Genomic DNA, 26,237 nt, shown 5'->3' on the forward strand with positions numbered 1-26,237 from the left:
ACCGCTCAACCTTAACGCGTCTAATCCGGCTTTGTCGCTCCGTACTATCACGGAGGTGTCAATGCTGATCAGCGGCGGCCGTTACCGCGCTTTGAATGGCTGGAAGCCGAATTGTCGGGCGCCGGTTCTGAAGGCTGCATGGACTGCGTGAACCCCGATTAACATCCGGCCGGATCCAACTTCAATCAGTGAGACGTTTTGTCATTCCCCGGCCCGCGGCTGTCCGGCAACGACCAAACTTCAATCAGCTCCTTGCACAAATTTCGTCATCGCCTGGCAAAACTTTCAGCGGTGCCGATCTTGAAGTCGTCACAACGACAAGATGAAATGCAATGGGAGGAACGCGCCGAAAAAATGGGACGTTCAAATGTTGGCAATTGTGATTTTGGGTTCGATCTTCGCGGGCGGTTTTGCTTGCGGCTATGGTGCGAGGGCGTGGCGCTCACGCAAGCGATCGGCAAGATATCGTCTCTATGCGCCCTATACTCCCGCAACAGGGGCGGGACGAAGTCGGTCGCCCTCCTAATGATGGTATTTCGCGCCTGGCCTGTTTGCCGAGCGATCTCTGTAGCATTATCGAAATAACCATGTGCGGTTAGGTTAACTTGTCGCAATTCTTGAGAGCCTAGCCAATGCCACCTAGAACATCTCGATTCACGGCGGAAGCTTAGCCGCCCCGATTTTTCCGTGGCCCCGCGTTAGGGTAGGCGTAAATGACGTATCTGATTGCATTGCTGGGCGCGATAATTTGCATCGTTATTTTGATGGGTTTCGTTCGCGCCTATGATCGACACCTGAAAGATCTTCCAGGTCCTTGGATCATGGACGAGGCTCGTTCGAATGACTGAAAGGCACAACGCGCCCCGCAGGTATTTCGTTGATGCGCAAGGGAAGCGGGTGCTGATAGGGCTGTCGCTTCCGGAAACGGCGGAGTTCGAAGCGCTGGACATCACGTCGGGAGAGACGGTTCAAATCGGTCCGGGCGATGGAGCCGCCGCGGCGGACGAAGCTCGATGGCTTGAGCTTTATTCCAAACATGAAGGAGCCTGGCGGGCGTGGATCGTACAAAGCCAGGCGGAGCAGCCACAAGATTCAAGCTTTGTTAACTATGTCTGACCGATGTTAGCGGTCCAAATCTCGAACGTGGGATGGCCCAAATGTTTCAGCTGTTCCTGAGAGCGCGCGCACACAATTTTCTCAGCTCCCGCCGTGAGGACAAAGGCTTCAAGGCCCGTACTATCGAGCGCGATGCGGAGACGGACCGCGTTCGAATCGATGCCGTCATGGTCGCGATCGATACGGCATTGCGCGATGCGGAGAGGGAGCAGGTCGGCCTCGGACGACGTGTTGATGACGCACTCGCGCGTGCATCCGTCACTTTCGGAAACGGCACCGATGAATATCTCGAACGGGAGCCGATCGACAGTCATCATCAAGATCTCTTTGCCGCCGACATCTCCAACGGCCAGCGGCGGCTCAAGGAATTGGCAAACACCATCGCTCATCTGAGGTTTATCAGGACCGCGATGCTCACGCGCTTTCCGAACCTGAAGCCGCCGCAGCTCAATAGCTAGGATCGAGGGTTTGGCTCGGCACCCTTCCGTCTGCTAAACGCAGCAGGTTTGGGCACGATGGATATCTCGGTCCGAAAAGCATAATCTCTCGCTGAACAGCTTTGCCACGGGACAATTCGGGCGCCGCTTTGCCGTTTGGCTCTTCTGCCGGTTTTGATATGGTCCCGTCCAGCGTTCTCGGACGGATTGAAGGAGCGAGCCAGGTGATCTCCAGAAATTTGCAAAGGTCAATGGGATTGGCATTTGTTTTGGCTATTGGCGCGCCAGTAACGGCGTCGGCCGTCACTGTAGAAGTAGCGCGTGCATGCGACGCAGCTTTGGCCAAGGCCTTTCCTCCAAAGCAAATCGGCAATCCCGCTGCCGGCAGCGCAGGGACAGCCAAGGAGCGGCGCGATTATTTCAGCAAATGCGTCACGAACAACGGCAAGGTCGATGATGCGCCCGCGGATGCGCCTAAAGACGCCAAGGCCAAGAAATAAACGGAACGCGTCGCGCCACTTTAGCGTCGCGGCGGGCAGGGGGAGTAGAATGCGCCGTTCGTTGCATTGATGCGTTCGACGCATTGGTTGGGATCAGTCGGCGTCCCGGCCACCGTGAAGTCATAGCCCATACCTTTGACGACCACGACGTAGCGACCCGGCGAAAGCGTAAAGCCGTCCTGCTCCGGCTGCAGCGATAGCATTCTCGGCTGATCCTCGACCGGACCTACTTTGTAAGGGAAGGACATGCTGCGGATGACCCAGGTGTCGCCGGCAGAGACCATGGCCGCTTTCCCGGTTGCATCGACGCCCATCGCTCGGGAGACTTTTGCGACTACTCGAACCTCGGTCCCGGTTGCATCGACACCACCGTCGGGCCTGAAAACAATGAAGCTGACATCTCCGCTTGTCAGGGTCGTCGCGCTCGGTGTGGTGATTGCTGCTGAGATCGCGACACGACGATCCGGAATCTTCCCGGGGACCGGCTTGAGCTCCTGGAGCTGGCCCTGGCTCAGGGCGTAGACGCCGAAGGTCGTTGGCAACGGCATCGAGGGTTGCGCAGGCGTCACCGGCTCCTTCGGTTGATCCGGTGTCCGTTCGACGCTCTCACCGCTCGATGGAGTCACAGCCCCGGTGGAGTGAGGCTCGGGGCTTGTGGAGGTGCGCTTGGACAGCGTCGCGGACTGCCACAATGCGAGGGATTGTGTCCTCAACCGCGGCCAATAAGTAACCGCCGCGCTGGCACCGGCAATGACGACCAGGATGGCGGCTAATCGGATGAGGGAGTTGAGGATGCCGCTTCGCCGAGATTGGTCGGGGGGGCTTGGCGGTGCGACAGAACCGCGCCCTGTTTCCGCAGGCTTCGGGACGGGCGGCGAGGGCGGAACGGGCGCCAGATGCGGAACGGGCTGAGGAGCCGGGGGACTGGGTGGCGACTGATGCGAAGCGACGTCTAGCGCCAACTCCGGCGCTTTGGACAGCGCGTCGCGCTCGCTACGGTCAAATGAAAGCTCAACCTCCCGGATGGCGCGCTCAAGCACTTGCTGGAGCTCGCGGGACTCCCGTGCGTCGCCATGCGTTAATTGTTCCAGAAGCTTGATGCGAGCCAGCTCGTATACGATTTCGCGGATCTGCCGGGGGTCGCTGGATATGTCGCGAATCCGCCCGGACAGGAGACGCACAAACCCGGCCTTGATCGCGTGCATATTTGGCGCGCCGGCGGCGGTGTCGCTGGGGTCGGTCATCAAGGCCGATCAAGTAACCCGGAACAGGCTGTTTCGCTAGGCTTTTCCGCGTCAAAATCCTATCTCGGCGAAAGCCGCTCTGATCGCCAGCCTTGCAAGAGCCCATGGTCGAACAGCTTCGGGGGCTTGCTTTTGGGCAGAAAGCTGTGACAGTTCGACGAGCTCCTCTTTCCGGTATTTTGATCATGCGCGACGGTTTCATAGCACTCACGTTTGTGGCTCTCCTGGTGCAACCTTCTTTTGCACAAGGGACCAAGGACAAAGCCAATTTGACGAGCACCAGCATCGTGACCACCCCTACGAAGAAAACCCAAACGGCCCAGAGCGCCTCACGACCCACAGCCACCCGAAACCTGGCGCCGGGCAAGCTGCCGAGCGGGATGGCGGCTCAGGGGGTCTGGAGAGACGGCAAGTTGATCGCCGTGCCTCGGCAATGACGACCCAAGCAACCGTGAAGGAACGGTGATCGCCTCCCGATGTTCTCGCTTGGGAGACATCTTATGAAACGATTAGTCCTGACCGCGTTTACGCTTCTTGTGACGGCAAGCACGTGGGCCCTCAGCGCTCGGGCCCAGGGGGTCAATGATCCATCGACCCCCGATCGAAATGTAATTATCGTCAATCCCTCGCAGCCCGCGCCGAGCACGGCTACGCGGAATATTCCGAGCCAGATTCAGCCGCCTCTGGTCAGTGGAGGGCGCGCGCGCCCCTATTACGGCAACAGAACGCGGACTAGTGGGTCGAGCAGGCGTTAGTCTGGCTACTGTACGTTGGGTGTCATTCCGCCGCCGGCGGGGAAGTTGCTGGATTTGAGCGCCATCCCACTGACGCGAAAGCGGACATTTCCTGCCAGATACAGATAGTCCGACGTCGTGCTGCTGACGGTCCGCACCTCGACATAGGTCAGTGTGATCGAACCCACGCTTGGGGTTACCTGGGTGATGTCGACAAACCGAGCTCCCGGGAAAAGCTTCTGGTCCAGGCCATAGAAGATCTTTTCCCGCTCCGACCACAGCACGAAGTGACCCCCGGTCTTCTGATCGACGGCTTCGTATTGCGTATGGATCACTTGCGGGTATTCGATCTGGCCTGCTGTCGCAAAGTGAGTGCCTAAAAAGATCACCAGAACCAGGAAAGTAACGTTGCGGACCACTGGTCAATATCCTCGCGAGCTAAAGCACGAAGCTTGCCCGCGATTTGGCTTTCGTGCAATCGGCAAACGTATAGATTGAAGGGAATGGACGAGAAGTTTCCGGCCCTTGCTCGTTCTTCTCGCTCTGCCCTGGAGTTACAGCGTGCCAACCGCGCGACCTCACACCTTTCTAGCTCATGCCAGGCGGCTTGGGCAGCTGGCCGGAGTGGTCCTGACCGTTGCCGGTGCAATCGACTTCGGTCTCGCCAATCCGCCCTCGTGTTTTGCGCAGACCGAACCGGAGCCCTCGGTCAGCGACTATCTTCCACCAAGCGAGCCGGAAGTCAGCCGTGACGAGTGGCGTCAGCGTATCGAAGATGCGCGGCGACGAGCCAAGGAGCTCTCGCGCGAGCGGCGGGACCATCCAGAGCTCTATAAACCGGTCCCGGAGGATCCGGACCTTGTCGCGACCGAACGCCTCCTCAACGACGACAGCCTGCAGCGCGGCGACATCGTCTCGACCAAGAAGGGCATGTTCGTCTACCAGGGGCGACCGGATCAACCGCGCCGTGAGCGGGATTTCGTGCCGATCGCACCAAAAGCGACGCGCTGAAAAATTGACTGCAAGCCAGCAGGCTAACTCGCGCTCGAACTTCAGTACCGCCGCAAAATCTGATTGAACTTGGGATCGGTCCCCTGCGTGGTCTCCAGAAGCAGCGACTTGCCTTGCGGCGTGGCCTGCAGGTAGGCAGCGATCAGGAGCTGCTCGTAGCGAGAGCGGTTGGCAAGCGCCGCGCGGACGTCCGATTGCGCCAGCAGCTTGATCTCTTCGTCGGCTGCTGCCGCGTTCGATGTGACGGTTTGGAGCCGTGCGAAGGCGACGGCGATCGGCACCGCGCCGGCCAGGTAAGACATTTTCACTGCAGGCGTCGCCAGCTCACCCGCCTGCGTCTTCAGCGTGCCGAGCGTCAGCCAAAGCGCGGGCCGGATGGGCGATACTTTCAGAGCCGCAACAACGGCATCCTGGGCAGCCTTGTTCTCGGCGGCCCTGCTGTTCACATCGGCTGCAGGACGGTGAAGAAAATCCGCGGCTTTGGCCGCCGCATAATTCGCCAGCAAGTCGCCGTCGAATGAAAGGGGCGCCAGAACGCCCGAAGCGGCTACGTTGACCTTCTCGGGCGGAAACTCGCCCAAGAACAAATCGCTCGCCCGAAAGTTCGACCGCGTGAGATCGCCGTAAAACCCCAACGCTGCGTAAAGCAGCAACATCACTGCGATGCAGGCGCCAATGATGCGAAGCAAGGTCATGCGGCTCATGATGAATTTCGATGCCCGTGTGGAAGGGCGCAGGAGTTGGCCAGCAACTCTGCAAAAGTCCTAAATTGCGAGCAGACTATCGCCCTGGATCGTGAGCAAGGTCAAGTTGCCGGTCGCGTAAGCGCCGGTGTCGATATTGATCCGGTTTGAGCGGATATCCGGGACGCTGACCGGGGTATGGCCGTGGACGATATATTTGCCGAAGCGTCTTTCGGACTCGAGGAATTCCTCGCGGATCCAGAGCAGATCCTCCTCCTTCTGACGTTCCAGGGCTACGCCCGGCTTGACGCCGGCGTGCACAAAGAAGAAGTCGCCACACGCGAAGGACGGGCGGAGCTGCTGAAGAAACGAAAGATGCTCCCGCGGAAGCGCCTGCCTCAACCCTTCGATCAATTCAATCTGCTGCTCCGGCGTCGGATTCATCGTCGGGTTGATGCCGTATGAAACAAGGGTCAGCAGGCCTCCGTAGCGACGCCATTCCTCCAGGCGCGCCGGGTCCTTGAGGACCTCGAGCAGGAACACCTCGTGATTGCCCTTGAGGCACACTGTCTCATGCGACTTCGAGCGCTCGATCAGGAGATCAATCACAGCGCGCGAGTCCGGGCCCCTGTCGACGTAGTCGCCAAGAAAGACCTGAATCGCTCGTTCGGGAGCGGAGCGGGCAAGGTCGGCGTCGATGACAGTTAAGAGCGACTGAAGCAGGTCGGCGCGTCCATGCACATCGCCGATGGCATAGATCCTCACGCCGTCGGGGAGCCGCGGCTTGACGTTCTTACGAAAACGCTTGGAAAGGCCCATCAGCTGGTCGAATCGGGTCTGGCGTCATGAATGGAGGGCATGGTCGCTCATAGCAGAACAAGTTACGCATCGGTATTCTTAATTGTTTCTGACGGAGTCGCAGCGGTTTTGATTAAAGGATCGCTCGGCTTTTGAGCCGGATTTCAAGACGTGTCCCGTAGCGTTTCCCCAACAAGAAATGGGGAGCGCGACATGCGCAAGACTTTAAAGTTCCTGGCGATTGCCGCCGCTCTGTTGGCTGGGGCGGCTCAACACAAGGCCGAGGCCGCCTTTGTCGGTGCGCCGTCGGCGTTGCGCGGCGCCATCCAGTACATCAAGTTCGACCAGCCGACCCTGGCGCCGATGGCTTTCACGCTCTTTTGCCTGAAGTACGAGGGCGAGTGTAAGCCGCGACCGCAGCAAATCGTGTTCAGGGGCGGACGTCTCAAGCTCACGGCCGAGCGCATGGCCCAGCTTCAGGAGGTCAATCGGCGGGTCAACAGCGCGATCCGACCCGAGCCTAATTTGGAGGGGCTGCGCGGCGAGAAGTGGCTGCTGCATCCCACCAGCGGCGACTGCAACGACTACGCCGTGACAAAACGCCACGATCTGATTGCCAAGGGCTTCCCGGCGCGATCGGTGTTGCTCAGCGAGGTCGTGACGACCTGGGGTGAGCATCATCTTGTGGTCGTGGTGCGCACGTTCGCCGGCGATCTCGTGCTGGATAACCTCACCGGGCACATCCTGCCCTGGTCGAAAAAGTCCTATCGGTGGGTCCGCATCCAAATGCCCAAGAACCCGACCTACTGGGCGTCACTGGCTGATCGCGACGTCTAACGACGAACGACTAATGACCCGTGCCGCGTGGGGACTGGGTGATGCTTTGGGACAAGCCGAGTCCCATGATCGTTGACAGGCAAAGGATTGCTGCCGGATGCAGCAGTCCTGAACCGGCGAAGCCCTCAACCAGCGCGAAGACAAGGCAGGCCGCGGCCGCCGCAGGGAAGAACGAGTCGCGGCCGCGCTGCAAAGCCCCCAAAAACAAGCGGCCCAAAGCCAACATGCCCGCCAGCAGCGCGGCGGAAAAACCGATCCATCCGGTATCCGCGAAGATGGCAAAAGCCGTCGAGGGCGCCATCAAAGCCGCGCCGGAATCGCTTTGGTAGATCCTGCCAACGGCAGAAAAGGTGCCTGCCCCCGCACCGAACCACCTGGTGTCGGCCAACATTCGCTCCAGCGCGGCTCTGGTTTCGGCCCCCACCTCCGCGACGAGCCGCAAAAGAATCGGCCCTGCATTCTTTTCGAACAAGAAGCTCAGGACAATGATCGCTCCGACCAGCGCGGCTAAGGACAGCGCGCCTGCGGCCAACGGGGATAGGTCGATCCTTCGAATGACAAGGATCAGCAACATCAACACGAGGCCAAAGGCCGCGGCGATCGCGCTGTTCGTCCCCGACAAGCCAAAAACCGCGACCGCGCTGGCCAGAGCGCCCACAAGGCCGCAAAGGCCGATGGCGACCGATCGAACGACCGAGTGGCGCGTTTCGGCCCGCTCGGCGGCCAGCTGCATGACGGCTATATTAAGCATGACGCCAAGACCGGCCATCGTTGTCGCCAGGTCGGAAGGAACGGCGGTTGCAAGGGCGGATGAGAACGGACGCAAATCCAAGGTCAGAGCCGACACCGCTGTTACCCCGCTCAGCACGAACAGCACCAGTTCGGCACGGCTGCGGTCACGGACCACGACGATGGTCACGCTGAGCAACGAGATCGCTGCGAGGGCTTGAAACAGCGCATTCAGGGTGAGGCCGAGATCCGCCGTCACTGGCCCAAGCGACAGGCCAGCCAGAGCATCGTGGCTGCTCGCCCAGATCGGATGCGCCCAACTCAGCCACAGCGGCACCAGCTGAGCCGCGATACAAAGGGGAATGCCGATCAGGATCCAACGGCCCCAGACCGTGGCACGCAGATAGTGCTCGTAGTCGGCCTTTCGTGCGCTGAAGACCGCTGCAAATAGCCCCAGGGCCGTAGCCGTCATCCCGAGCTGTACGCCGAATTTGGCGCCGGCAATGTCGAGAGCGGATGCAGAAACAAGGCAAACGATGAGGGCAAAATAAGCGAAGGACAAACGTGCGCCTGGAAGGAATCCTGAAAGGGTCAGGCCACCATACAAGCCGGAGGCAAGTTTTCAAACAGAGCTCTGCAGCCAACGCAGCTCCCAACCCCAACCCAACCCCACATTAAGGCAGCGTCGCGTGCGGGGGATCAGACGGACTCTTGATGCGCCAAAGAGGTCAGCGGGCGGTCTTGAGCGGACGGGCAAACACGCGGGCGGCACGACCGGCGGCGAGAGCAAAGCGGGCGGCCGAGCCGAAGAGATAGCCGGCCTGGAGCGCGATAGCCGCGAACGCCACGCCCTTCAGGCCGTCAAGGAAGCCCAGATTGGCCATCCAGCCGACCGGGATCGCGGCGAGCAGCATGACGAATGTCAGCGGCAGGAGCACCAGGACGCGAAAGCGTTGGCCCAGAACTGCGCCCACGAGAAAGCTGAAGATCAAAAGCTCGGTCATCCGAAACACTCCGTGCTCCGGACCTTAGGTTCCCCACCCTAAAAAGACCCTTAAGTCGTATGGCTAAATTCTGTCTATTGGCCGCAACTTGCCCCCAGAGAATTATAGGCTTCACGAAGCCCGCTCAGGGTCACCACGCCTTTGATTTCGGTGTCACCTTCCTTCACCACCACGGAAAGCGAGGGCGTCGTCTGCCACTTACCGGCCGCGAACGCAGAAACTTCGTCGGGTAATAGGACGGCAGCGCCGGCCGCCGCCATGCTGGTCTCGAACGTCTGGGTACCGCCGCCAGTTGAGGAGATCGTCACTCGCGGGTGGCTCCGTGGCGGGAAGGGCCGGATCAAGGCGACCAACACGTCGATCTTGCCCTTGGGAGCGCAGCGGACGATCAGGCCGGCGAACTCCGGGTCAGACTGCATCGTTTCGGCTGTCTTGGAAATGGAAGCGAAGCTCTCGCCCTCTTTGGGGCCTTGGGTGCGGGTGAATTTCCAGATCGAGGATGGGCTTGCCACCGCAAACGTGCAGACCGAGTGCAATCCTGATGGCCCGACGGCGCAATCACCTCTCAAGGGGGCAGAGCCCGCAGCAGGAGGCGATGAAAGTCCCCCAAATAAGGACGACAACAATCCAAGAAGGGCCAAAGCCAGAATCGGCACGTCGGAAATCCATCAAATTGGTGCTGTCGGCTTTACTAGCAGAAGGGCGGGGGTTTTGGAGAAGGTCTCTTCCTGGGCATGGTGCCCGTACATCGGGCAAAAGGATGTCAACAAACAGTCACAAAGGGTTAGCGGGGTTCCGAACCGTGGCTTGCACGCAACAGTTGGGGACTCATTGGGCCGTTAACCATTCGCTCAGGGCCGGGAACCCTTGTCGCACTGCCCACTAGGCCGTACCAATCGATGCAATTGGAACTACGGGGGCCATTCATGCATACCTTTGCCAAAACGTATCTATTCAAGCCGGCTTTCCTGGCCGTCGCTTTGGCGCTGGGGGCGTGTTCGACCAACCCTGGCTCCGGCCCGTTAACCGACGACGTCAACAACAAGATCCAGACCGAGAATGCACCGGCGTACGAGTTGGTACCGCTCAACCCGGCCACGGTGAAGATCCTGCACACCCATGAGCCCAAGGGGCTCGCGGGAGTGTTCACCGATCGCCGTCCGCCCGCCAGCATCGTGTTCGGCATCGGCGACGTTGTCAGCGTCACCATCTTCGAAGCCGCGGCAGGCGGTTTGTTCATCCCGGCAGAAGCCGGCGTCCGTCCGGGCAACTTCGTCACCATCCCGGATCAGTCGGTCGACAATGACGGCTTCATCACTGTGCCCTACGCCGGCCAGGTCAAGGCGGCGGGTCTCACTGCGGTACAAATTCAGCGCTCTATCGTTGAGAAGATCTCCAACCGCGCCATTGAGCCTCAGGTCGTGGTTGCGATGTCCTCGCAGCGGACACAGCTCATCAGCGTGCTCGGCGAGGTCAACGCGCCGGCGCGTTATCCGGCGAGTGCGGCGGGTGCCAAGGACAAGGTGCTCGACGCGATCACCCGCGCTGGCGGCATCAAGGGCCAGGGTTTCGAGACCTGGGTCATGCTGGAGCGCGGCGGGCGTAGGGCAACCGTGCCTTTCGAGAATCTCGTCATGGCGCCTGAGAACAACGTCTATGTTCGGCCTGAGGACAGCATCTACGTCTACCGCGAACAGCAGAAGTTCCTGGCGTTCGGTGCCAGCGGTCAGAGCGGCGAGTTCAACTTCGACGCATGGCGCATCAACCTTGGCGAAGCCGTGGGCAAGGCCGGTGGTCTCCTGGATGGCCAGGCCGATCCGGCAGCCGTTTATCTCTATCGCCGCGAGCCGCGTGAGGTTGCTGCCCAGCTTGGCGTCGACGTCAGCAAGTACACCTCTGAGACGATCCCGGTCATCTTCAACGTGAACTTCCGCGACCCGGGTGGCTTCTTCCTGGCCACCAAGGTCATGATGAAGAATGGCGACGTGCTCTATGTCTCGAACTCGCGCAACGTCGAAACTGCCAAGTTCCTGCAGTTCCTGCGAGTGATCATGGCGACCGGCAGCGATGCCGTGAACCTCTCCAACGACGCCCTGATCTTCCGCAACAACATCAAGCTGGCGCCGTAAGGCCGGAGCCAACCTGATCCACGAAACGATGGCACCGGGGCTTCGTCCCGGTGCCATTTTCGTTTAGAAATCACAGCGGTTCTGTTCGGGGTGGATCAAGGCTTCACCGAGCCAGATTTATCGCCGATCGGTCACCCCGCAGGTTACAAGGTCTTCATGTGCTTTGGACGGCAAGCAGCTCGGTGCTTATTGGCTCTCGTCATCGCGGGGCCGTCTCTGATGGGCAAGGCTGCCGGCGAAACCCAACAGCTCGGTGTCCGCCACCGGATCGACGTGGTGGTCTCGGCTGAGCCTGATGCACCAATTTTTCGGCACTTGCGCGAGGCCAAGGGCGAGCTCTCCTTCACCGTCCGGCTTTCAGCAAACGCCAAGGAGAGTCGCTTCTTCGGAATGCTGCACCCCAACTTCTCAGACATTGTTGTTCCCGACGGCGCGGGCAAACCTCTCGTTCGGCAGACCAAGCTATGGGAAGAGGAGGTCTGCCATCAGCGCCGCGGGCTGCCGAAGGTGACGGTGACCCAGCTCGCGGGACATTTCGGCGAGGGGGACGGGCGAGTCGAGATATCCGGCATCAACCGCCACATCGGGCTGCTGGTCCCGCCGGATGAATTAACCCCCGGAATAAAACTCGACTCGGGGAGTGATAATCTTGGGCTATTCTACGGCTTCCGGGCGCAGACCCGGATCAGCCGCTTGAACGTGGATCTGAAGATCTATCCGATCGATTGCTTCCTCTAGAGCTAGAGCCAAGGCCGGCCAACCGACGATGCGCTTTCCGCTTCCCCGTATACGTTGGTCGTGGAGCTGGCCTGCGACCTTCATCCTGTTCTTCGTCGTCGCCGGGGCGCCGTTCCCGTTCGGCTCGACCAACGACCTCTCGATCGCGTTCTGGTGCCTGTGCCTGGGCCTCGCCTTGGTCGTGGCGCCGACGCGCGACTTGCGCCGCCCCCATTTCTGGATGATCGCGGGCATCGGGGTGATCGTGGCCGGATACGCCTTCGTGCTGCATGAGCAGCTGTCCGATCATCCCTGGATCGCGCCGTTCAATCCGATCTGGAAGCAGGCGTCCGAACTCCTGGGCGTGCCGATTGCGCCGTCGGCATCCATCGTCAAGAACGAGGCGTTCTTCGCATTGGGTGCGCCACTCGGCAATATTCTGGCGATCCTCCTCGGCATCACCGTCGGTGCCGAGCGTGAGCGCGCCCGCCGTCTGCTTTGGGTCATCGCCGTCTCCGGCAGCCTTTATGCGCTTTATGGCGTCGCTTCGTTCCTGATCGAGCCCACCATGATCCTGTGGCGGGACAAGACGGCCTATATGGGCAGCGTCACCGGCACCTTCATCAACCGCAACACGGCCGCGGCCTATTTCGGTTCCTGCGCGGTGATCTGGATGCTCTTGATCCTGGAGGATGTCCGCCGGCGCTTGCCTGAGCGGCACGTCGAATGGAAGCGCGTGTCGCGCGACGTGGCCGAGATCCCGCCGCGCCAGATCCTGCCGCATCTCGGAGCGCTTCTGATTTGCCTGATGGCGATGTTCATGACCGGATCGCGCGCCGGCGTCAGCCTGTCGCTGCTCGCGATGATCGCCTCCTTCACGGTGTTCCTGCGCAACGACCTGCCGCCGCGGACCGGAATCTGGATCTCGCTCGGCTCCGGCGTGGTGGTAGCGCTCGGCCTGATGCAGCTGCTCGGCGGCCGCGTCTCCAGCCGGTTCGACAGCCAGGGCCTGGTCGACGAGGGCCGCATCGAGGCCTGGAAATCCACGCTGAAGATCATCGCCGACAATCCCTGGTTCGGGACCGGCATGGGCACCTTCCAATGGGCCTTCCCGCCCTACCGCAGCCCCAACATCTCGATTCGCGGAATCTGGGATATCGCGCATTCCACACCGCTGGAGCTCGCCTCCGACGTCGGCATCCCCATGGCGCTTTTGGTGGCGGCCGCATGGGCGGTCATGTTCGTCATCCTGGGCCGCGGCGTGTTCGCCAGGCGGCGCGACGCCATCATCCCGCTGGCAGCGGCGGCGACCGCGAGCCTGTCGCTGCTGCATTCCTGCCTGGACTTCACGCTCCAGATCCCCGGCTATTCCATTCCGTTCTTTGCGCTTTTCGGCGCGGGGCTAGCGCAATCGTTCCGCTCGAGCGAGGCGGCGCGGGCGCAAGGCGAGGCGATCGCCGCACCGGACGAGAAGGGGCGCCGGACGCAGCCTGCGCGCGGCCTGCGCCGCGCCCGCGAGCTTCACAAAACTGTCTAGTTTTGAAGCAGTTGCGCCGTTTACGAAGTCTTTAGAATAAGTGGACAGCGATTTGCTCTTCCGCTAGGTTCCGACACTACACAGCCACTTGCCCGGGCCGAGACGTAAAGTGGGCAGACGTTTTTTGGAGGTTTATTATGAGCGTTATCAAGATTGCGCTTCGCATGGCTGCGGCCGCGGCCCTGGCCGCGACGATTTCGAGCGCCGCAAGCGCTGCCGTCTATCCGCCGCAGCGCCAGCTGCCGGCCACGGTCATTTCGGAGTTCAAGGCGACACCAGGCACGCTGTTGACGCAATTTCCGGCCGGTGCGCAGCTGATCTCGCGCGTGCGCGACCTCGGCGCGTCTGATCCGACCACGGTTCCGGCCCTGATCGCGCTGCTCAAGGACCCCGCGACCACCAAGGACCAGATCCGCGCGATCACCGCCGGCCTCGCCCAGCTTGCACGCATGGCCGCGGTCGCCGATCAGGCTTTCGCCAATGAGATCCAGGCGGCGATCGCCGCCACCAACAACCCCGACGTGATCGCAGCCTACCAGGCCGCAACCGGCGACGTCGCGATCGCGGCGGCTGGCGGTGGCGCGGGCGGCGGCGGCTCCGGCGCGGGCGGCCCCACGGGCGCGGGCGGTTTTGCGAACGGCGGACAGGGCGGCACCACCAGCACGTTCGGCGGCCTGCACTACGCGACGCAGGTCAGTGGCGGCGCCTCGGGCGGCGTGACCGGCACCACCAACGCCGCCAATCGCGTCAGCACGCGCTGACCGTATTTGCCCGGAGGCCGAAAGCCTCCCGGCTGCCTTATTCGCGATCCAGTCAGAGCGGCGCTTCATCGCGCCGTTTTGCATTTCGACCGTTAAGCTTCATGTGAATTGGCAGGGGCTTGGCGCATTGCGCTGCATCAAACCGGTTCTGGTTGCATTGAGGCCGTGCTATTCTGGCGTACGGTCTCTTTCCTGTGCGAGCGCTTTGCGAAACGCTGAGCCCGCGATGCCGGACTTCCAATCCCTGTGTATTTAACGGATTGCTTTTGGGAATTGCACAATGCTGCAGGTGAATAAGCCTTCGTCGGAGATCAACCGCGGCTATGCTGAGGCCGAAAGCTCGCCGGCGCAAACGCTCACCTCCTATGTCGAGATTGTCAGGCGGCAGTTTCCGACCATCGTCGCAATCGTCGCGGCCTGCGTGATCCTCGGGCTGCTCTATCTCTTCACCGCGGCGCCGCAATTCACCTCCACCGCGTCGATGGTGATCGACACCCGCAAGGTGCAGCTGTTCCAGCAGCAATCGGTGCTCGGCGACATCGCGGTGGATTCGGCGACGGTGGAGACCCAGGTCGAGATCCTGAAATCCGAGAACATCAGCCTCGCGGTGATCCGCGACCTGCACCTGATCGAGGACCCTGAATTCACCGGCCGCGGCGGCGGTCCGCTGGGCGCGGTGCTCGAATTCGTGTCTGGACTGTTCTCGGACGACCACCCGGCGTCCGAGTTCGAGCTGACGCGCAAGGCCCTCGAGCGCTTCGAAAAGAACCGCACCATCAAGCGACTCGGCCTCACTTACGTGATGGAAATTGGCTTCACTTCACTCGATCCGGCGAAAGCCGCGAAGATCGCCAATTCGATCGCCGATGCCTATATCGTCGATCAGCTCGAGGCGAAGTATCAGGCCACCCGACGCGCCAGCGTCTGGTTGCAGGACCGCATCAAGGAGCTGCGCACCCAGGCCTCCGCCGCGCAGAAGTCGGTCGTCGATTTCAAGACCGCCAACAACATCGTCGACACCGGCGGCCGGCTGATGACCGAACAGCAACTCGCCGAGGTCAACAGCCAGCTCATCATGGCGCATGCAGCCACCGCTGAAGCCAAGGCGCGGATGGACCGCATCAACGATATCCTCAAGCAGGAGATTCCGGACGCCAGTGTCGCCGACGCACTGAAGAACGACACCATCGTCAAGCTTCGCGGCCAATATGTCGACATGGCCTCCAAGGAATCGATCTGGGCGATGAAATATGGCTCGGATCACTTGGCCGCAGTCAACCTTCGCCGCCAGATGGCCGAGATCAAGAAGAACATCGTCGACGAGCTCAAGCGCATCCAGGAATCCTACAAGAGCGACTACGACATCGCACTGACGCGCGAGGAGAGCATCAAGGGAAGCCTCGCCAACGTCGTCTCGGAATCGCAGCTCACTAACCAGGCACAGGTAGCTCTGCGCGAACTTGAGAGCAATGCGCAATCCTACCAGGCGATGTACGACAATTTCCTGCAGCGCTACATGGAAAGCGTGCAGCAGCAATCGTTCCCGATCACCGAGGCAAGGGTGATCAGCGCGGCGACGACGCCGCTGAAGAAGAGTTTCCCGAAGTCGCTGATCGTTCTGGCGGCGAGCCTGCTCGGCGGCCTGATCCTGGCCTTTGGCGCGGCGTTGGCGCGGGAGTTCACTGACAAGGTGTTCCGCACCACCGGCCAGGTCGAGGAAGTGCTGGGCGCGAACTGCATTGCCATCCTGCCAGCGCTCGGCCCGGCCGCGGCTCCGGGACTTGGTGAAAGAATGCGGAGCGGCAAGCTCACCAGCAAGGGCAACCCGCAGCCCGACCTGCTGCGCTACGTGGTCGACAACCCGCTGTCGCGCTTCGCCGAAGCCGTGCGCTCGGTGAAGGTCGCGATCGACCTCAACTCAATCGTGCGCGAGAACCGCGTGCTGGCGACCACCTCGACCCTGCCGAATGAGGGCAAGAGCACGCTCTCGACCAACCTCGCGCAGCTGATGGCCCATGGCGGCGCGCGCGTCATCCTCGTTGATGCCGATCTGCGCAACCCCTCGCTGTCGCGTACGCTGGTGCCGGATGCGAAGATGGGCCTGGTCGACGTCGTCGCGCAGAAGACCCGGCTCGAGGATGCGCTGGTCGTCGATCCCCAGACCAAGCTCTCGATCCTCCCCGCTGGCACGACCTCGAAGCTGCTGCACACCAACGAGATCCTGGCCTCCAAGGCTATGCACGCGCTGGTCACCCAGCTCCGCTCACAGTTCGATTATGTAGTGCTGGACATGCCTCCGATGGCGCCCGTTGTCGACGTGCGCGTCACCTCGTCGTTCGTCGATTCCTACGTGTTCGTGGTCGAGTGGGGCAAGACCAAGATCGACGTAGTCCGGCACAATCTGCGCGGCTCCCCGGAGATCCAGGACAAGCTGCTTGGCGTGGTGCTGAACAAGGCCGACACTAAGGCGCTCGCTCGCTACGAATCCTACCACGGCAGGTATTACTACCAGAAATACTATGCTCGTTACGGATACGTGGAATAACGTCTATGCTGCGTATCTTACCGAGATGCGCGCTTCTTCTGTCGGGAGTAGCCGCGGTACTTTGGGTTTTAGTGGCCCTGCCGTCGTTTCGCCTCTCCGTACCAGTAGCAGATGTGACTGCTCGCATTTTGGCTGATCAGCGCTTCAAGCCGAGCGCATTAAGCGATCTTCTACGTAGCATGACTGGGGCACCTCTGCCGGCTATTTTGCAATCAGCTTTCACGCGTGCGGAAGCGTTAGTCCTACTTGTTTCTGCAGAAAATTCTAAGCAGCGGGCGAGCAACGAGGAGGTCGACAGGCAAAACGACGCTGTTGAAAATACAATAAAACGGTCTTTGTCGCTTAGCCCCTCCGATTCCTTTCTGTGGCTGATGCTTTACTCCGCGGAGATAACCCGCAACGGCTACGATCAGAGTTCGTTGAGACATCTCAATTACTCGTACGATCGTGGGCCTTACGAGGGTTGGATTGCCTTGCGGCGCAGTCCGGTTGCACTATCTGTTTTTGACTCCCTGGCGGAAACTGTCCGAAAACAGGTTGTCTCCGAATTCGCAAAAATCACAGATGCAGATCTCATCGACAATGCTGCGCTAATACTGATGGGTATCGGTTGGGCGCATCGAGACCAGCTGGTAGCGGGCCTCGAACAGGCGGATGTCCTCTCAAGAGAGATGCTCAATCGTCGGCTAGCCCGGGAAGGTGTGAAACTCCGGTTACCCGGAGTCCGGGTGGAGGATAGGCCTTGGTGATTCGCCTTTGTTTGCGGTCTGCACTTTTACTCTGTTGCTTGTTCTTATCTGCTCCTTCCTTCCTTTCGGAAGCCAAGGCGCAATCCAGCTCGACAATAACCTTGCAAGGTCCTGCTGAACATTCCAATCAGCCAGTAACGCGAGATGGTTTAGGTCGTCCTTGTCTTGACGTCGAAGCAGCGGCTCGTAGCCATGTCGTAAATCCCAACGTTCTCGATCACGTGGTCAGCATCAAGAATAACTGCCCACGTAAGATAAATGTCAAAGTCTGCTATTATGGTTCGGAAAGGTGCAACGCACTCGATCTTCCTGGCTACAAGAGGATAGATACGATCCTTGGCACAATGACCGGCGTCAAGATATTCAGATACGTCATAATTCAAAAGTAATAGCCAAGAGAGCGCGCCTTGCCAGTCGTATTCGCCTACGAAACTCGATCTGCCCGTCACGTTGATGCTTTCTTAGAGAGCGGCAAACGCGCAGGCGCGCACATTACGCTGCTATCAACACCACCAGACACGAACAACTCAGAATACTCGCTTTTCCTCCGGAATTATGTTCACCGGTCCGTCAATCCGCCAGCCTTTGAGATTGCTTGCTTCGCCCGCTATTTTGCGATCGCTGACTACTTGAAGCGCTCTTCTGATGATTCGTTCTTCTTGTCCGACACGGACGTGCTTATTCAGCCCGGCTACCTTGAGATTGGCGACTTTGTAGGAGGCGTCGATGCGCTCTTGAGTGCGCCAACGACAGCCACCCGAGATCCTTTGAAATATTCGGAGATGTCGCCTCACTTTTCTTTTTGGCGCAAAAGCTCGCTTGAGTCTTTCTTGGATTACGTCGTGCAAACATACAGCACTCCAAATGGAAGGGCTCTCATAGAAGCAACCCATGATCGGAACCGCCAGATATCTCCACGTGCCGGCGTTTCTGATATGACCCTACTAGCAATGTGGGCGAGACAATCCGGCCTTAATGTAGGGAATAGTGCGACGGTAAAGGCCGGAAGAACGATCGATCACAATCTTGGTATGTCCTCTCATCAAATCGCGGATCAGTTCCAAATGCGATGGGGCGCCAAGCGACTGATCCGAGACGAGAGCATATTGTTGTTCCGGACACGGGATGCCCAGTTGATTTATCCGTACGCCATTCATTTTCAGGGAAAATACAAGATGATAATGGGGGACACGCTCAACAGAAGGACCTTTGCTCCCATTGTAACCGCACAAGCCATCAGCTTACTCAGGGCAGGAAGAGCAACTCTGCTTCAAGCACGCCAGTGGCAAGCATCAGGCTATCGTTCCACCGGACAGTGATGAACGTGCTCAATTTGTCGAAGCACATCAAGGTCATAGAAAATGTCCTGTTACTAATTGGCCGTGCATCGGTCTATATCTCAGGATTTCTTTATAATCTGGTATTCTCTTATCTTCTTCGACCCGCAGAGTTCGGTGTTTTCGCCACGACGATGGCTATCGCCGAACTGCTTTTGGTTCCGGTAACGCTGGCCAGCGGATTGCTGATCTATCGCGAGGCGCGAGGCGAGGGAAAACTGCCGCTCGCCCAGATCGCATTAAATCTTGGAGTTGGAACTGCTCTTGCTCTAGTTACAATTCTCCTTCTGTCTTTCATCTCAAGATTCTCATCGGAACAGATTCTCTTTGCGTTCTGTATTGCGCTCGCCCTCGGTGCCTCGCAGCTAATGGTCAGCGCCTTTCGTGGGTTTGGATTTGTAACGCTCTTTACCCTGGATCCGGCGATTCGATTTTTCCTATATGTAGCGTTCGCCATTGCTTTGTGGATTTGTTCCACACAGAGCTTGCAGACCCTCAGCTTGGCTGTAATCGCCGCCAATTGCTTGATATTGACTGTATATCTGTTGGTCGGCCTAAACCGCAGAAATGCTCCCTGGAAGACCGTGAGGATCAGCCAAGACCAAGGTTGGCTAGTTTTTTCAGCGCTGCTCAGCTTTGTTGTGCGCAAGAGCGATATCTTGCTTCTCTCTGTGTATCTCGCTGATACTGAGCTTGGTAGCTTGAAGATCGCATTTGTTCTCTCAGAAGCTCCCATGCAGTTTGTCCAAGCGGTGATGTACAAATATTCAGCTACATTCGAGTTTGGCAACAAAGACGGCCGCAGAAAACTTGTCAGAAACTTGGGTTTGTTGGGCCTATCACTAAGCGTCGGAGCACTGTGCGCTGCGATTATATTTCAGGCCTACTACTTTGGAAAATACCAGTTCTCGACCGAAATGCCGTTCCTCCTGAGTTATTACCTCCTGAGGATGTTCTGGTTGCCACTGGACCAAGCGTTCGTCCTACACGGAAAGACGAAGCTGCTAACCATGGCTTATGCAACTTCGGCTCTCTTAAAAATTGGTCTGCTCTTGGCTGGGTCTGGGGGCTTCGGCGACCGAGTCGTTGTGATCTATCCAATTTTGGGCCTGCTCGATCTCCTCATAGTTGAGGTTGTCGTCCGCAAGTACATGAAGATGTCTTACGTAAGCTGGCTAGTTCGATGAAGCGTCATCGACAACGAAACCCATATTCCACCGCGGCGAAACACGCCCGAGGCTTGGCGCCGTTCTCACTTAGCGTGCTCATTGTAAGCTTGGGGGGGGTCTCAATATTGGTCGCATTCGGTGTCGACGCGATCACCTACTATGCATTATTTGCGATGTATTTGACCACCTTGGGTGTGTGGCTCGTCCAAGGAGATGTGACTGAAGACTTTTTAGCGCTTTCAGTAATGTTCATCGCCTTCTATGTCTTGCTTCCAGAGCCGATGCTGGCCGATGCTCATTATTATTTTTGGAACGCACCGTCGGACTTCAATAATCCAAATGGTTCTGTATTAATGATGTGCGGCGCATTTTTGGCCACCGGCGCGGCGGTTACGCTGCGGTCTAATCAAGGTTCGCAGGGGTTTACCGAACTCCCGATCGTGCGACTGCGCATTCCACTCTTTGGGTTGGTTGCCCTTAGTCTCCTTGCTTTCGCAGCGGCTTTTCCAAATCTACTGCTGCAAACGAGGGCTGAGGTGCGCACCGAGGTAGGTCAGGAGGGTGGAGCGCTTCGCCAACTATTGCTGGTCACAGCGCCCCGCGGTCTAGCTGGTGGCTACCTGATTGCTCTCGCGATCTCCGCTTGCGGAAGGTTAGTCCGTCAAAGAAGCTTGCCAATCGCCGAATTTGTATTGGCGCTGCCGAGCCTCATCTTTTTTAATCCTATCGCCATTTCCCGCCAATTACTGCTGACGGGTTTTTTGGCAGTAGTCTTTGTTTCATCTCGCTTCCGCGTCCTTGATCGGAAATGGATCCTCGTATGTCTTCCGCTCGTCTCGGTGATCGTCGCTCCAGCCATTTCCAACATAACCAGGTACGAAGAGAGGAATGACGTCTTTCCGTTTGCCCCCGACTTTGATGTTCACCAGAATATCGCGCTAGCGATGCAGTTGGTCGACATCGAAGGACATAGGCTGGGGCGCCATCTCCTCGCATCCCTATCGACCATTCTACCGTCCGATTTGAAATTATTTCAGGCCGAGCATCTACTAGCTTCAGGTCGCCTCAAGGCAATCTATAGCCAGACCAATATCTCTCTTCCGATATTTGTGGAGTTCTTTGTAGATTTCGGTTGGATCGGCGTAGTCGTGATGACCTACGCTCTTTTCGCAGCTTTGCGAAAACTTCAAGAGAAAGTCTACTATGGATCGCCAAGCCTTTGGACGGTAGGCGTGTCTGCCATCATTAGTGCGAACTGGCTGTCGCTCAACCGCGGTCCCTTCTTAGGCAATAGCCCCGTTCTCATCTTCTTCATCTTGGGCTGGAGCATCTGTGTCTTAGGATTGGAGCGATTAGATTCTTTTAAGGCCTTAAGTAAGCGCGCCCCCTTCACTGAGCCAAGGTAGAGCGGCACGGGAAGGGGAGAACGTTGCAAGGAAAGACCCGAAATGCGGGGAATGAGAATTTCTGCTACAGTCTCGCCAGTTGACCCCTCCAAGACGGATGCCGACTTGCACCCTTATATTGGGCAGCGGATCACCTTGACATGGGCGGGGGATCAAACTTGGCGACTTGAACGTAGTTCTACGATTCATTGCCACGAGCGAGACCTCTCGGAAGTGGTGACGCTTCAAGGGGGCGACCGAGAGTAGTTGCTCCTAGTACTCAGTCCTGCTTAACTTAAGCCAATCAACAGATTGTTGTGCCCGGACTTATGCATGGAGATTTTCGTGTCCTTTAAGAAGTCCATCGTGGCGATGTTCCGTCGCCAGTTGAATAAGAGAAATCGTACGCTTATTGCCACAATGCCCAACCTTGGGCGGGCGCGGCACATTGACGTTTTTGAAAATGTCTACACGAATGAATACATCCGGCTCTCCACTCTCGAACTGATCGCGGAAGAGATCGCTCGTAAACAGGTAGAGGGATCCGTCGCCGAACTTGGCGTCTACAAAGGCCATTTTGCGCGCCGCATAAATCAGGCGTTTCCAGGTAGAAGCCTTTATTTGTTTGATACGTTTACTGGGTTCGATGTAACGGAAGAGCAAGCCGACCGTGAACGAGGCCTTATTCACAAGCGAGATTTTTCCGATACAAATGAGCAAGATGTTTTGCGCAGGATGGTGTCGCCGTCTCAATGCGTAGTACGGAAGGGTTTATTTCCGGCAACCGCAGAAGGGTTGGAGCGGGAGCGATTCTGCTTCGTTTCTATCGACACGGATCTGTATGATCCAATTCTAGCCGGCCTCCAATTTTTCTATGACCGCTTAAGTCCCGGCGGTTACATCTTTGTTCATGATTACAACAACGTGCAATTTCCAGGCGCAAAGCAAGCGGTGCAGAAATTTTCGGAACTCAGAGGGGCCCCGTTCATTCCCCTACCCGATGTCTATGGGACAGCTATTTTCGGGCGTTGAAGCCAAGTCAACTGCGGACCGCCTCGCGATCAAATATCTCATCAAAGAACTGAAGGTAGTGATCCGCTGCGACGTCCGGCTCGGTCTCTTTCGCAAACTTCCACTTCGGCCGAGCCGAAAACTCCGACAAATAGGCCATAAATTGCTTCGTTTCAAACGTCTCCGCACTCGGGTTGCTGAGAAAGGCATAGTCGCCAAATAACTCGCGGTGGACTGGTATGTCGGAGAGAAGCAGCGGTCGTCCCAACTTCGCAGCTTCGGCAGCGGACATGTTGAAGCCTTCAAACAGTGACATCGAAATAAAAAAGTCGGAGCCCGCAATTAGGCGAAGGACCTGCTGCTTTTCGATGAAGCCGGTAAAGATCACCGACCCTGGAGCCAAGTTGAACCTTGCGATCAGGTCGTCTCGCATGGGTTGGCGCCCTGTTATGATCAGTTTTAGGTGCGGTATAACGAGCTGGACCTTCCGGAAAACTTCAAAAACCTTCTCCATGTTCTTGTGCGGATAGGAGTGAAAATTAGCGATCGCGTACGGCGAGTGCGTCTCGTTACTGACCTTGTCGTGATTTTCACGGGTTTGCGACACGTCAATAGGGGTAAGGATCACTCTTGATCGGCTGGGTCGCCCGTAGAACTTGATGAAGTCATTTCTAGTGCCCTCGCTGATAAATATTATTCCATCTGCTCTGCGCGCCAATTGGTACGAAAATTCCAAGGTGAGTCGCTTCAACATCGAATGAAAGCCCGGATAGTATTTGAATTGCAGATCGTGAATTACCACAACTGACCTTGCTCTCGATCCGGGCAGCGGAACGGCGAAATAATTCGGAAAAAGAATTACGACCTGAGAGGAATAATAGCGAAGGCTCAGGAAAATCTCCGAAAGGAAACGACGAATAGTTCTTCCTTTTAAAACACCGGTGTGTGGAAATACTTCAGCAACATCACGACTGCGGGCCCGAAGTGCGGCTGCTAAATTATTTGCCATATCCGCGACACCGCCCGGATTTTGCACGTAGGCATAGTTGTGTGACAGGATATATTTCGCGCACATGGCACTTTCTCAAATCAAGGAAGCTGGCTTAATAGTTTGGCCGTCTCGTCCCCTAGTGATCCTTCTTGGTAGATCCCAACATTCATTGTCAGCCCTATGCCGAGTTTCGAATAGCTGCTCAAAACCGATATCAGCTGATCACGTGTATACAGCGGAGGGCCTATGTCGCCTGGACCGCGATGTCCCCAGCGGCCGTAGCTATCAATAGGAGCAAGTACATGCGGCAAGCACGATAGTTGGTCGATGTAGGCTGTAGTCAGAGGAATAGGTTCCAACCTTCCCTTGTTGTTGACCAAGGGTCCCGTTGGGTGGATTCCGTCGGCTTCACCTGACAGGAAGTCCTGGTCGGGCGCCGGCGGAAATGGATGCCTTACGAGGAAGCAGCCGTCGTTAAAGGCAAGTGCTGCTTCAGGATTGCCGGCCCGCATAGCGGAAGTCCATACAGACCAGTCGCGATCAGAATTGGGAAAATCTTTCCAGTTGTAACAGCCGTCTATCCACCAGCCACTGCATAACCGCCCGTACCGCTCGGAGTATTCGCGAATGAAGGCGGTGTACCTTAGCTGAAACTCGCGCTGGTTGTCTGGATTCCAGGCGAATGCCTTGTGAAGGGCTGTTACTGCCTTAATCTCTCCGGGAAGATAAGCGATGAAGCGGACACCTCTTTTGGCTAACGCCATAGCCAGCTCTAATGGTAGGTCCCGTTGGGAGGCATGGCCCGCTCCGGCAAGGCTGTCCAAATACCTGTTTGGGCTGGCGTAATAGCCAGTGTTTTGGCCTATTGTGAAGATTAGCCAAGCGGCCTTAGTCTGTGATATTTGATCTACGAATTTTCCGACATCGAACGAATTCACTGCCTCGTTTAGGTTTTTCCGGTATTCACCAGCTCGTGCCGCAGGTCCCGGAGCAATCCAATGAACCATTATGCCCCAGCGGCCTCTCATCCAACCCGCTCGGGTCTCCTTTGCGATTGCTGTCCTGTGCAGGGCTATTTCGGAAACCGCAGAAGCTAGCACCGCGCTGCGGTAGAGAAAACGTCGTCTCGATAACATTTCGGAGTACTTTCTCGGGCCGCGTCGTGTGAGCTAACTGAGCTCGCTCAAGTGTCCTCGTTCAAGCAGACTTAGGCGGAGAGCGCTACAAGATGCCTCCCCTATGTCTGAATGCATACAAGCGAATGATGCGGCAGGAGCTTCTCTAGAAATCGCTCCGGACAGAAATGCTGCGATCTCAGTCGGTGTATTTAATCGAGCGCCTGGGAATCCAACATTCCGAATAACGTCGCCTATAAAGCCTCGAATGTACTGATGCTGGTCAGGTACATAAAATCCGATTGGGCGGCGCGTAAGAGCAAAATCGATATACACGGAAGAAAAGTCGGTCAGGAGACAGTCAGCAGCTGCTAGCAAATCCTCGTAAGTATCGTATTTTTCGCCGTCGTCACTAGAGCGCAAGATTCGAATGTTCGCGTATGAGCCGTTCAAATTTGCGTTCAGATGGTCCATGGGATGGAGTTTTAAAACGCAAACAGTTTGTGTTTGGCCCAGGTGCTGATCGATCTCGGCCAGAAGCTCGGGCGTTACAACGTCGACGTTTGAGTCAGCTCGAACGTCCCCAAAGAAAGACCTGCGAAAAGTAGGCATCCATACGGCCATGCGCCGGTACCCCTGCTGAGCAAAGTCGGTTGGTATCTCCTTCTTGAGTCTCAGAGCATCATTTCGCGGCAGGCCGGTCACGAGAACGCGAGACTCTGGCATCCCAAACGCCTGCGCCATCACTTTTCGAAAAAACTCGGATGTTGCGATTGCATAATCGGAATGAAAAGGCGAGCGTCTCGCGCTCGGATCTAACAATTCAATCGTTTTGAGCGGCATACCGTGCCAGAGGCATACGATTGTTCTGTTCTTCGAGCCTCTAAAAAAATGGTAATGTCCATGGGTGTGAAAAACGTACTTGCTTCTAAGAAATAGAAAAAGCCCCGCTAAGGTGCGCTTGCCGGCAACCTGGACCTTGTGTTCGTTTCCAAGCACATGGAGCAATTTGTCCTTCGACGCTTGTACGTTCGCGACGAGCCAAACCCATTCAGTATTAGGCGAGGTATGTTCCGCCAAATACCGAAAAAACGCCCACGCGTTGTCGCCCAAGTCGGGACTGCTAATAAAGCATACCTGCTTAGATTTCGCAGGAACAAGAGAAAGCAGTTCAGTTAGGCATCTCGCCGCGAAATCAACCGCCGACCGTTTAATCTGCAAGTGCCTTAACACCTTCTATTGGTTGGACGTCCTTTCGCATCTCTTTGTGTGTTTCGAAGATGTCCAGCTTAATTGAAGTTGAGGATACCGCGGGGGTTCGCGGCAAATAAATAACTTGGCAGTGAGGCTTCAAGAAATCGAACTTGCCGACCCAATCGTCGCCCATCCCGAAGATGTCGACATTATGTGTCTTCACATCCATCACCTTTTGGTCCCAGTTATTTTCCGGTATGACCAAGTCTACACACCTCAGACCCGCAACAATCCTCCGTCGCTCTTCAAATGAGAAGCAAGCGTTCTTTCCCTTCTCGGCATTGAACTCATCGGTTGAAACAGCGACGACTAGTCTATCGCCGAGGGCTCGAAGGCGTTCGAGCACGTTCAAATGCCCGATGTGAAATAGATCAAAGGTGCCGTACGTGATCACAGTTGTCATGCGTCTGTTACATCCTTCCAGTATACAAATTTATAGGGTGA

General features: G+C 57.5%; 27 protein-coding genes. 16 read left to right on the forward strand and 11 right to left on the reverse strand.

Annotation, left to right across the window (positions count from 1 at the left end):
• The first annotated feature begins 840 nt into the window (after positions 1-840).
• The 3 genes from AC0L3B_RS22535 to AC0L3B_RS22545 all read left to right on the forward strand — a co-directional run bounded on the left by AC0L3B_RS22535 (position 841) and on the right by AC0L3B_RS22545 (position 2,053).
• Positions 841-1,116: a hypothetical protein gene (locus AC0L3B_RS22535; RefSeq protein ID WP_247453646.1), complete on the forward strand. Its 276-nt coding sequence runs from the start codon at positions 841-843 to the stop codon at positions 1,114-1,116.
• Between the two features lie 41 nt (positions 1,117-1,157).
• A complete protein-coding gene (locus AC0L3B_RS22540; protein ID WP_018456120.1) occupies positions 1,158-1,574 on the forward strand; it encodes a hypothetical protein in 417 nt (138 codons plus the stop codon).
• A 203-nt stretch (positions 1,575-1,777) separates the two neighbouring features.
• The gene (locus AC0L3B_RS22545; protein WP_083926416.1) at positions 1,778-2,053 is read left to right on the forward strand and encodes a hypothetical protein; all 276 of its coding nucleotides are present in this window, start codon (positions 1,778-1,780) and stop codon (positions 2,051-2,053) included.
• A 20-nt stretch (positions 2,054-2,073) separates the two neighbouring features.
• Here the strand turns inward: AC0L3B_RS22545 and AC0L3B_RS22550 are convergent, their stop codons facing one another.
• Positions 2,074-3,297, reverse strand: coding sequence for a hypothetical protein (locus tag AC0L3B_RS22550; RefSeq protein WP_247294517.1), 1,224 nt, complete (start codon positions 3,295-3,297; stop codon positions 2,074-2,076).
• Positions 3,298-3,401: 104 nt separating this feature from the next.
• On the opposite strand from AC0L3B_RS22550, the gene AC0L3B_RS22555 reads away from it, so the two are divergent.
• Positions 3,402-3,734, forward strand: coding sequence for a hypothetical protein (locus AC0L3B_RS22555; RefSeq protein WP_231188852.1), 333 nt, complete (start codon positions 3,402-3,404; stop codon positions 3,732-3,734).
• Positions 3,735-4,057: 323 nt separating this feature from the next.
• Here AC0L3B_RS22555 and AC0L3B_RS22560 read toward each other — a convergent pair whose 3' ends face one another.
• Positions 4,058-4,450 carry a hypothetical protein gene (locus AC0L3B_RS22560; protein ID WP_204513756.1) on the reverse strand — a complete coding sequence of 131 codons (393 nt, stop codon included), beginning with the start codon at positions 4,448-4,450 and terminating at the stop codon, positions 4,058-4,060.
• Positions 4,451-4,655: 205 nt separating this feature from the next.
• On the opposite strand from AC0L3B_RS22560, the gene AC0L3B_RS22565 reads away from it, so the two are divergent.
• Entirely contained in the window at positions 4,656-5,042 is a 387-nt protein-coding gene (locus tag AC0L3B_RS22565; protein WP_231188851.1) for a hypothetical protein, read from the forward strand.
• Positions 5,043-5,083: 41 nt separating this feature from the next.
• Here AC0L3B_RS22565 and AC0L3B_RS22570 read toward each other — a convergent pair whose 3' ends face one another.
• Together AC0L3B_RS22570 and AC0L3B_RS22575 are read right to left on the reverse strand one after the other, a co-directional pair.
• A complete protein-coding gene (locus tag AC0L3B_RS22570; protein WP_085384362.1) occupies positions 5,084-5,746 on the reverse strand; it encodes a hypothetical protein in 663 nt (220 codons plus the stop codon).
• Positions 5,747-5,806: 60 nt separating this feature from the next.
• On the reverse strand, positions 5,807-6,544 hold the full coding sequence (locus tag AC0L3B_RS22575) for a metallophosphoesterase family protein (protein WP_085359805.1): 738 nt from the start codon (positions 6,542-6,544) through the stop codon (positions 5,807-5,809).
• 192 nt (positions 6,545-6,736) lie between these two features.
• Between AC0L3B_RS22575 and AC0L3B_RS22580 the strand changes: the two genes are divergently transcribed.
• Entirely contained in the window at positions 6,737-7,360 is a 624-nt protein-coding gene (locus AC0L3B_RS22580) for a transglutaminase-like cysteine peptidase (RefSeq protein ID WP_085359807.1), read from the forward strand.
• A gap of 10 nt (positions 7,361-7,370) precedes the next feature.
• On the opposite strand, the gene AC0L3B_RS22585 is transcribed toward AC0L3B_RS22580, so the two are convergent.
• The 3 genes from AC0L3B_RS22585 to AC0L3B_RS22595 form a co-directional block, all read right to left on the reverse strand.
• Positions 7,371-8,651, reverse strand: a complete 1,281-nt coding sequence (locus tag AC0L3B_RS22585; protein WP_085359809.1) for a hypothetical protein — start codon at positions 8,649-8,651, stop codon at positions 7,371-7,373.
• 166 nt (positions 8,652-8,817) lie between these two features.
• Positions 8,818-9,093: a hypothetical protein gene (locus AC0L3B_RS22590; protein ID WP_085359811.1), complete on the reverse strand. Its 276-nt coding sequence runs from the start codon at positions 9,091-9,093 to the stop codon at positions 8,818-8,820.
• A 74-nt stretch (positions 9,094-9,167) separates the two neighbouring features.
• On the reverse strand, positions 9,168-9,749 hold the full coding sequence (locus AC0L3B_RS22595; RefSeq protein ID WP_473381064.1) for a hypothetical protein: 582 nt from the start codon (positions 9,747-9,749) through the stop codon (positions 9,168-9,170).
• Positions 9,750-10,019: 270 nt separating this feature from the next.
• Here AC0L3B_RS22595 and AC0L3B_RS22600 point away from each other — a divergent pair, with 270 nt between their 5' ends.
• The 10 genes from AC0L3B_RS22600 (at position 10,020) to AC0L3B_RS22645 (ending at position 22,454) form a co-directional block, all read left to right on the forward strand.
• The gene (locus AC0L3B_RS22600; RefSeq protein WP_085359815.1) at positions 10,020-11,222 is read left to right on the forward strand and encodes a polysaccharide biosynthesis/export family protein; all 1,203 of its coding nucleotides are present in this window, start codon (positions 10,020-10,022) and stop codon (positions 11,220-11,222) included.
• A 219-nt stretch (positions 11,223-11,441) separates the two neighbouring features.
• Positions 11,442-11,960, forward strand: a complete 519-nt coding sequence (locus AC0L3B_RS22605) for a hypothetical protein (protein WP_231188845.1) — start codon at positions 11,442-11,444, stop codon at positions 11,958-11,960.
• Between the two features lie 28 nt (positions 11,961-11,988).
• Positions 11,989-13,476: an O-antigen ligase family protein gene (locus AC0L3B_RS22610; RefSeq protein WP_473381065.1), complete on the forward strand. Its 1,488-nt coding sequence runs from the start codon at positions 11,989-11,991 to the stop codon at positions 13,474-13,476.
• Between the two features lie 137 nt (positions 13,477-13,613).
• The gene (locus tag AC0L3B_RS22615; protein ID WP_473381066.1) at positions 13,614-14,237 is read left to right on the forward strand and encodes a hypothetical protein; all 624 of its coding nucleotides are present in this window, start codon (positions 13,614-13,616) and stop codon (positions 14,235-14,237) included.
• A gap of 280 nt (positions 14,238-14,517) precedes the next feature.
• Positions 14,518-16,782 (forward strand): polysaccharide biosynthesis tyrosine autokinase, encoded by a 2,265-nt coding sequence (locus AC0L3B_RS22620; RefSeq protein WP_473381067.1) that lies wholly within the window; start codon positions 14,518-14,520, stop codon positions 16,780-16,782.
• Positions 16,783-16,787: 5 nt separating this feature from the next.
• Complete coding sequence (locus tag AC0L3B_RS22625; RefSeq protein WP_473381068.1) at positions 16,788-17,531, forward strand: hypothetical protein; 744 nt, start codon at positions 16,788-16,790, stop codon at positions 17,529-17,531.
• Between the two features lie 407 nt (positions 17,532-17,938).
• On the forward strand, positions 17,939-18,850 hold the full coding sequence (locus AC0L3B_RS22630; RefSeq protein WP_473381069.1) for a hypothetical protein: 912 nt from the start codon (positions 17,939-17,941) through the stop codon (positions 18,848-18,850).
• Entirely contained in the window at positions 18,850-20,055 is a 1,206-nt protein-coding gene (locus AC0L3B_RS22635) for a lipopolysaccharide biosynthesis protein (protein ID WP_473381070.1), read from the forward strand. Before AC0L3B_RS22630 ends, AC0L3B_RS22635 begins: the two co-directional genes overlap by 1 nt.
• A gap of 107 nt (positions 20,056-20,162) precedes the next feature.
• Complete coding sequence (locus AC0L3B_RS22640) at positions 20,163-21,443, forward strand: hypothetical protein (RefSeq protein WP_473381071.1); 1,281 nt, start codon at positions 20,163-20,165, stop codon at positions 21,441-21,443.
• A gap of 324 nt (positions 21,444-21,767) precedes the next feature.
• The gene (locus AC0L3B_RS22645; RefSeq protein ID WP_473381072.1) at positions 21,768-22,454 is read left to right on the forward strand and encodes a TylF/MycF/NovP-related O-methyltransferase; all 687 of its coding nucleotides are present in this window, start codon (positions 21,768-21,770) and stop codon (positions 22,452-22,454) included.
• Positions 22,455-22,461: 7 nt separating this feature from the next.
• On the opposite strand, the gene AC0L3B_RS22650 is transcribed toward AC0L3B_RS22645, so the two are convergent.
• The 4 genes from AC0L3B_RS22650 to tagD all read right to left on the reverse strand — a co-directional run bounded on the left by AC0L3B_RS22650 (position 22,462) and on the right by tagD (position 26,196).
• The gene (locus AC0L3B_RS22650) at positions 22,462-23,508 is read right to left on the reverse strand and encodes a glycosyltransferase (protein WP_473381073.1); all 1,047 of its coding nucleotides are present in this window, start codon (positions 23,506-23,508) and stop codon (positions 22,462-22,464) included.
• Between the two features lie 14 nt (positions 23,509-23,522).
• Positions 23,523-24,188 (reverse strand): hypothetical protein, encoded by a 666-nt coding sequence (locus AC0L3B_RS22655; RefSeq protein ID WP_473381074.1) that lies wholly within the window; start codon positions 24,186-24,188, stop codon positions 23,523-23,525.
• Positions 24,189-24,593: 405 nt separating this feature from the next.
• Positions 24,594-25,772, reverse strand: coding sequence for a CDP-glycerol glycerophosphotransferase family protein (locus AC0L3B_RS22660; RefSeq protein WP_473381075.1), 1,179 nt, complete (start codon positions 25,770-25,772; stop codon positions 24,594-24,596).
• Positions 25,750-26,196, reverse strand: coding sequence for a glycerol-3-phosphate cytidylyltransferase (tagD, locus tag AC0L3B_RS22665; RefSeq protein ID WP_473381076.1), 447 nt, complete (start codon positions 26,194-26,196; stop codon positions 25,750-25,752). The genes AC0L3B_RS22660 and tagD overlap by 23 nt, the downstream gene beginning before the upstream one ends.
• Positions 26,197-26,237 lie beyond the last annotated feature (41 nt).

The organism is Bradyrhizobium sp. Kon56, assembly GCF_055807635.1.

What these genes read in the sequence shown, in the direction of transcription:
- AC0L3B_RS22535 (WP_247453646.1), top strand. Translation starts at nt 841, where the DNA reads ATGACTGAAAGGCACAACGCGCCCCGCAGGTATTTCGTTGATGCGCAA.
- AC0L3B_RS22540 (WP_018456120.1), top strand. Translation starts at nt 1,158, where the DNA reads ATGTTTCAGCTGTTCCTGAGAGCGCGCGCACACAATTTTCTCAGCTCC.
- AC0L3B_RS22550 (WP_247294517.1), bottom strand. Translation starts at nt 3,297, where the DNA reads ATGACCGACCCCAGCGACACCGCCGCCGGCGCGCCAAATATGCACGCG.
- AC0L3B_RS22555 (WP_231188852.1), top strand. Translation starts at nt 3,402, where the DNA reads ATGGTCGAACAGCTTCGGGGGCTTGCTTTTGGGCAGAAAGCTGTGACA.
- AC0L3B_RS22570 (WP_085384362.1), bottom strand. Translation starts at nt 5,746, where the DNA reads ATGAGCCGCATGACCTTGCTTCGCATCATTGGCGCCTGCATCGCAGTG.
- AC0L3B_RS22575 (WP_085359805.1), bottom strand. Translation starts at nt 6,544, where the DNA reads ATGGGCCTTTCCAAGCGTTTTCGTAAGAACGTCAAGCCGCGGCTCCCC.
- AC0L3B_RS22580 (WP_085359807.1), top strand. Translation starts at nt 6,737, where the DNA reads ATGCGCAAGACTTTAAAGTTCCTGGCGATTGCCGCCGCTCTGTTGGCT.
- AC0L3B_RS22590 (WP_085359811.1), bottom strand. Translation starts at nt 9,093, where the DNA reads ATGACCGAGCTTTTGATCTTCAGCTTTCTCGTGGGCGCAGTTCTGGGC.
- AC0L3B_RS22600 (WP_085359815.1), top strand. Translation starts at nt 10,020, where the DNA reads ATGCATACCTTTGCCAAAACGTATCTATTCAAGCCGGCTTTCCTGGCC.
- AC0L3B_RS22605 (WP_231188845.1), top strand. Translation starts at nt 11,442, where the DNA reads ATGGGCAAGGCTGCCGGCGAAACCCAACAGCTCGGTGTCCGCCACCGG.
- AC0L3B_RS22610 (WP_473381065.1), top strand. Translation starts at nt 11,989, where the DNA reads ATGCGCTTTCCGCTTCCCCGTATACGTTGGTCGTGGAGCTGGCCTGCG.
- AC0L3B_RS22615 (WP_473381066.1), top strand. Translation starts at nt 13,614, where the DNA reads ATGAGCGTTATCAAGATTGCGCTTCGCATGGCTGCGGCCGCGGCCCTG.
- AC0L3B_RS22620 (WP_473381067.1), top strand. Translation starts at nt 14,518, where the DNA reads ATGCTGCAGGTGAATAAGCCTTCGTCGGAGATCAACCGCGGCTATGCT.
- AC0L3B_RS22625 (WP_473381068.1), top strand. Translation starts at nt 16,788, where the DNA reads ATGCTGCGTATCTTACCGAGATGCGCGCTTCTTCTGTCGGGAGTAGCC.
- AC0L3B_RS22635 (WP_473381070.1), top strand. Translation starts at nt 18,850, where the DNA reads ATGAACGTGCTCAATTTGTCGAAGCACATCAAGGTCATAGAAAATGTC.
- AC0L3B_RS22650 (WP_473381073.1), bottom strand. Translation starts at nt 23,508, where the DNA reads ATGTGCGCGAAATATATCCTGTCACACAACTATGCCTACGTGCAAAAT.
- AC0L3B_RS22655 (WP_473381074.1), bottom strand. Translation starts at nt 24,188, where the DNA reads ATGGCGTTAGCCAAAAGAGGTGTCCGCTTCATCGCTTATCTTCCCGGA.
- tagD (WP_473381076.1), bottom strand. Translation starts at nt 26,196, where the DNA reads ATGACAACTGTGATCACGTACGGCACCTTTGATCTATTTCACATCGGG.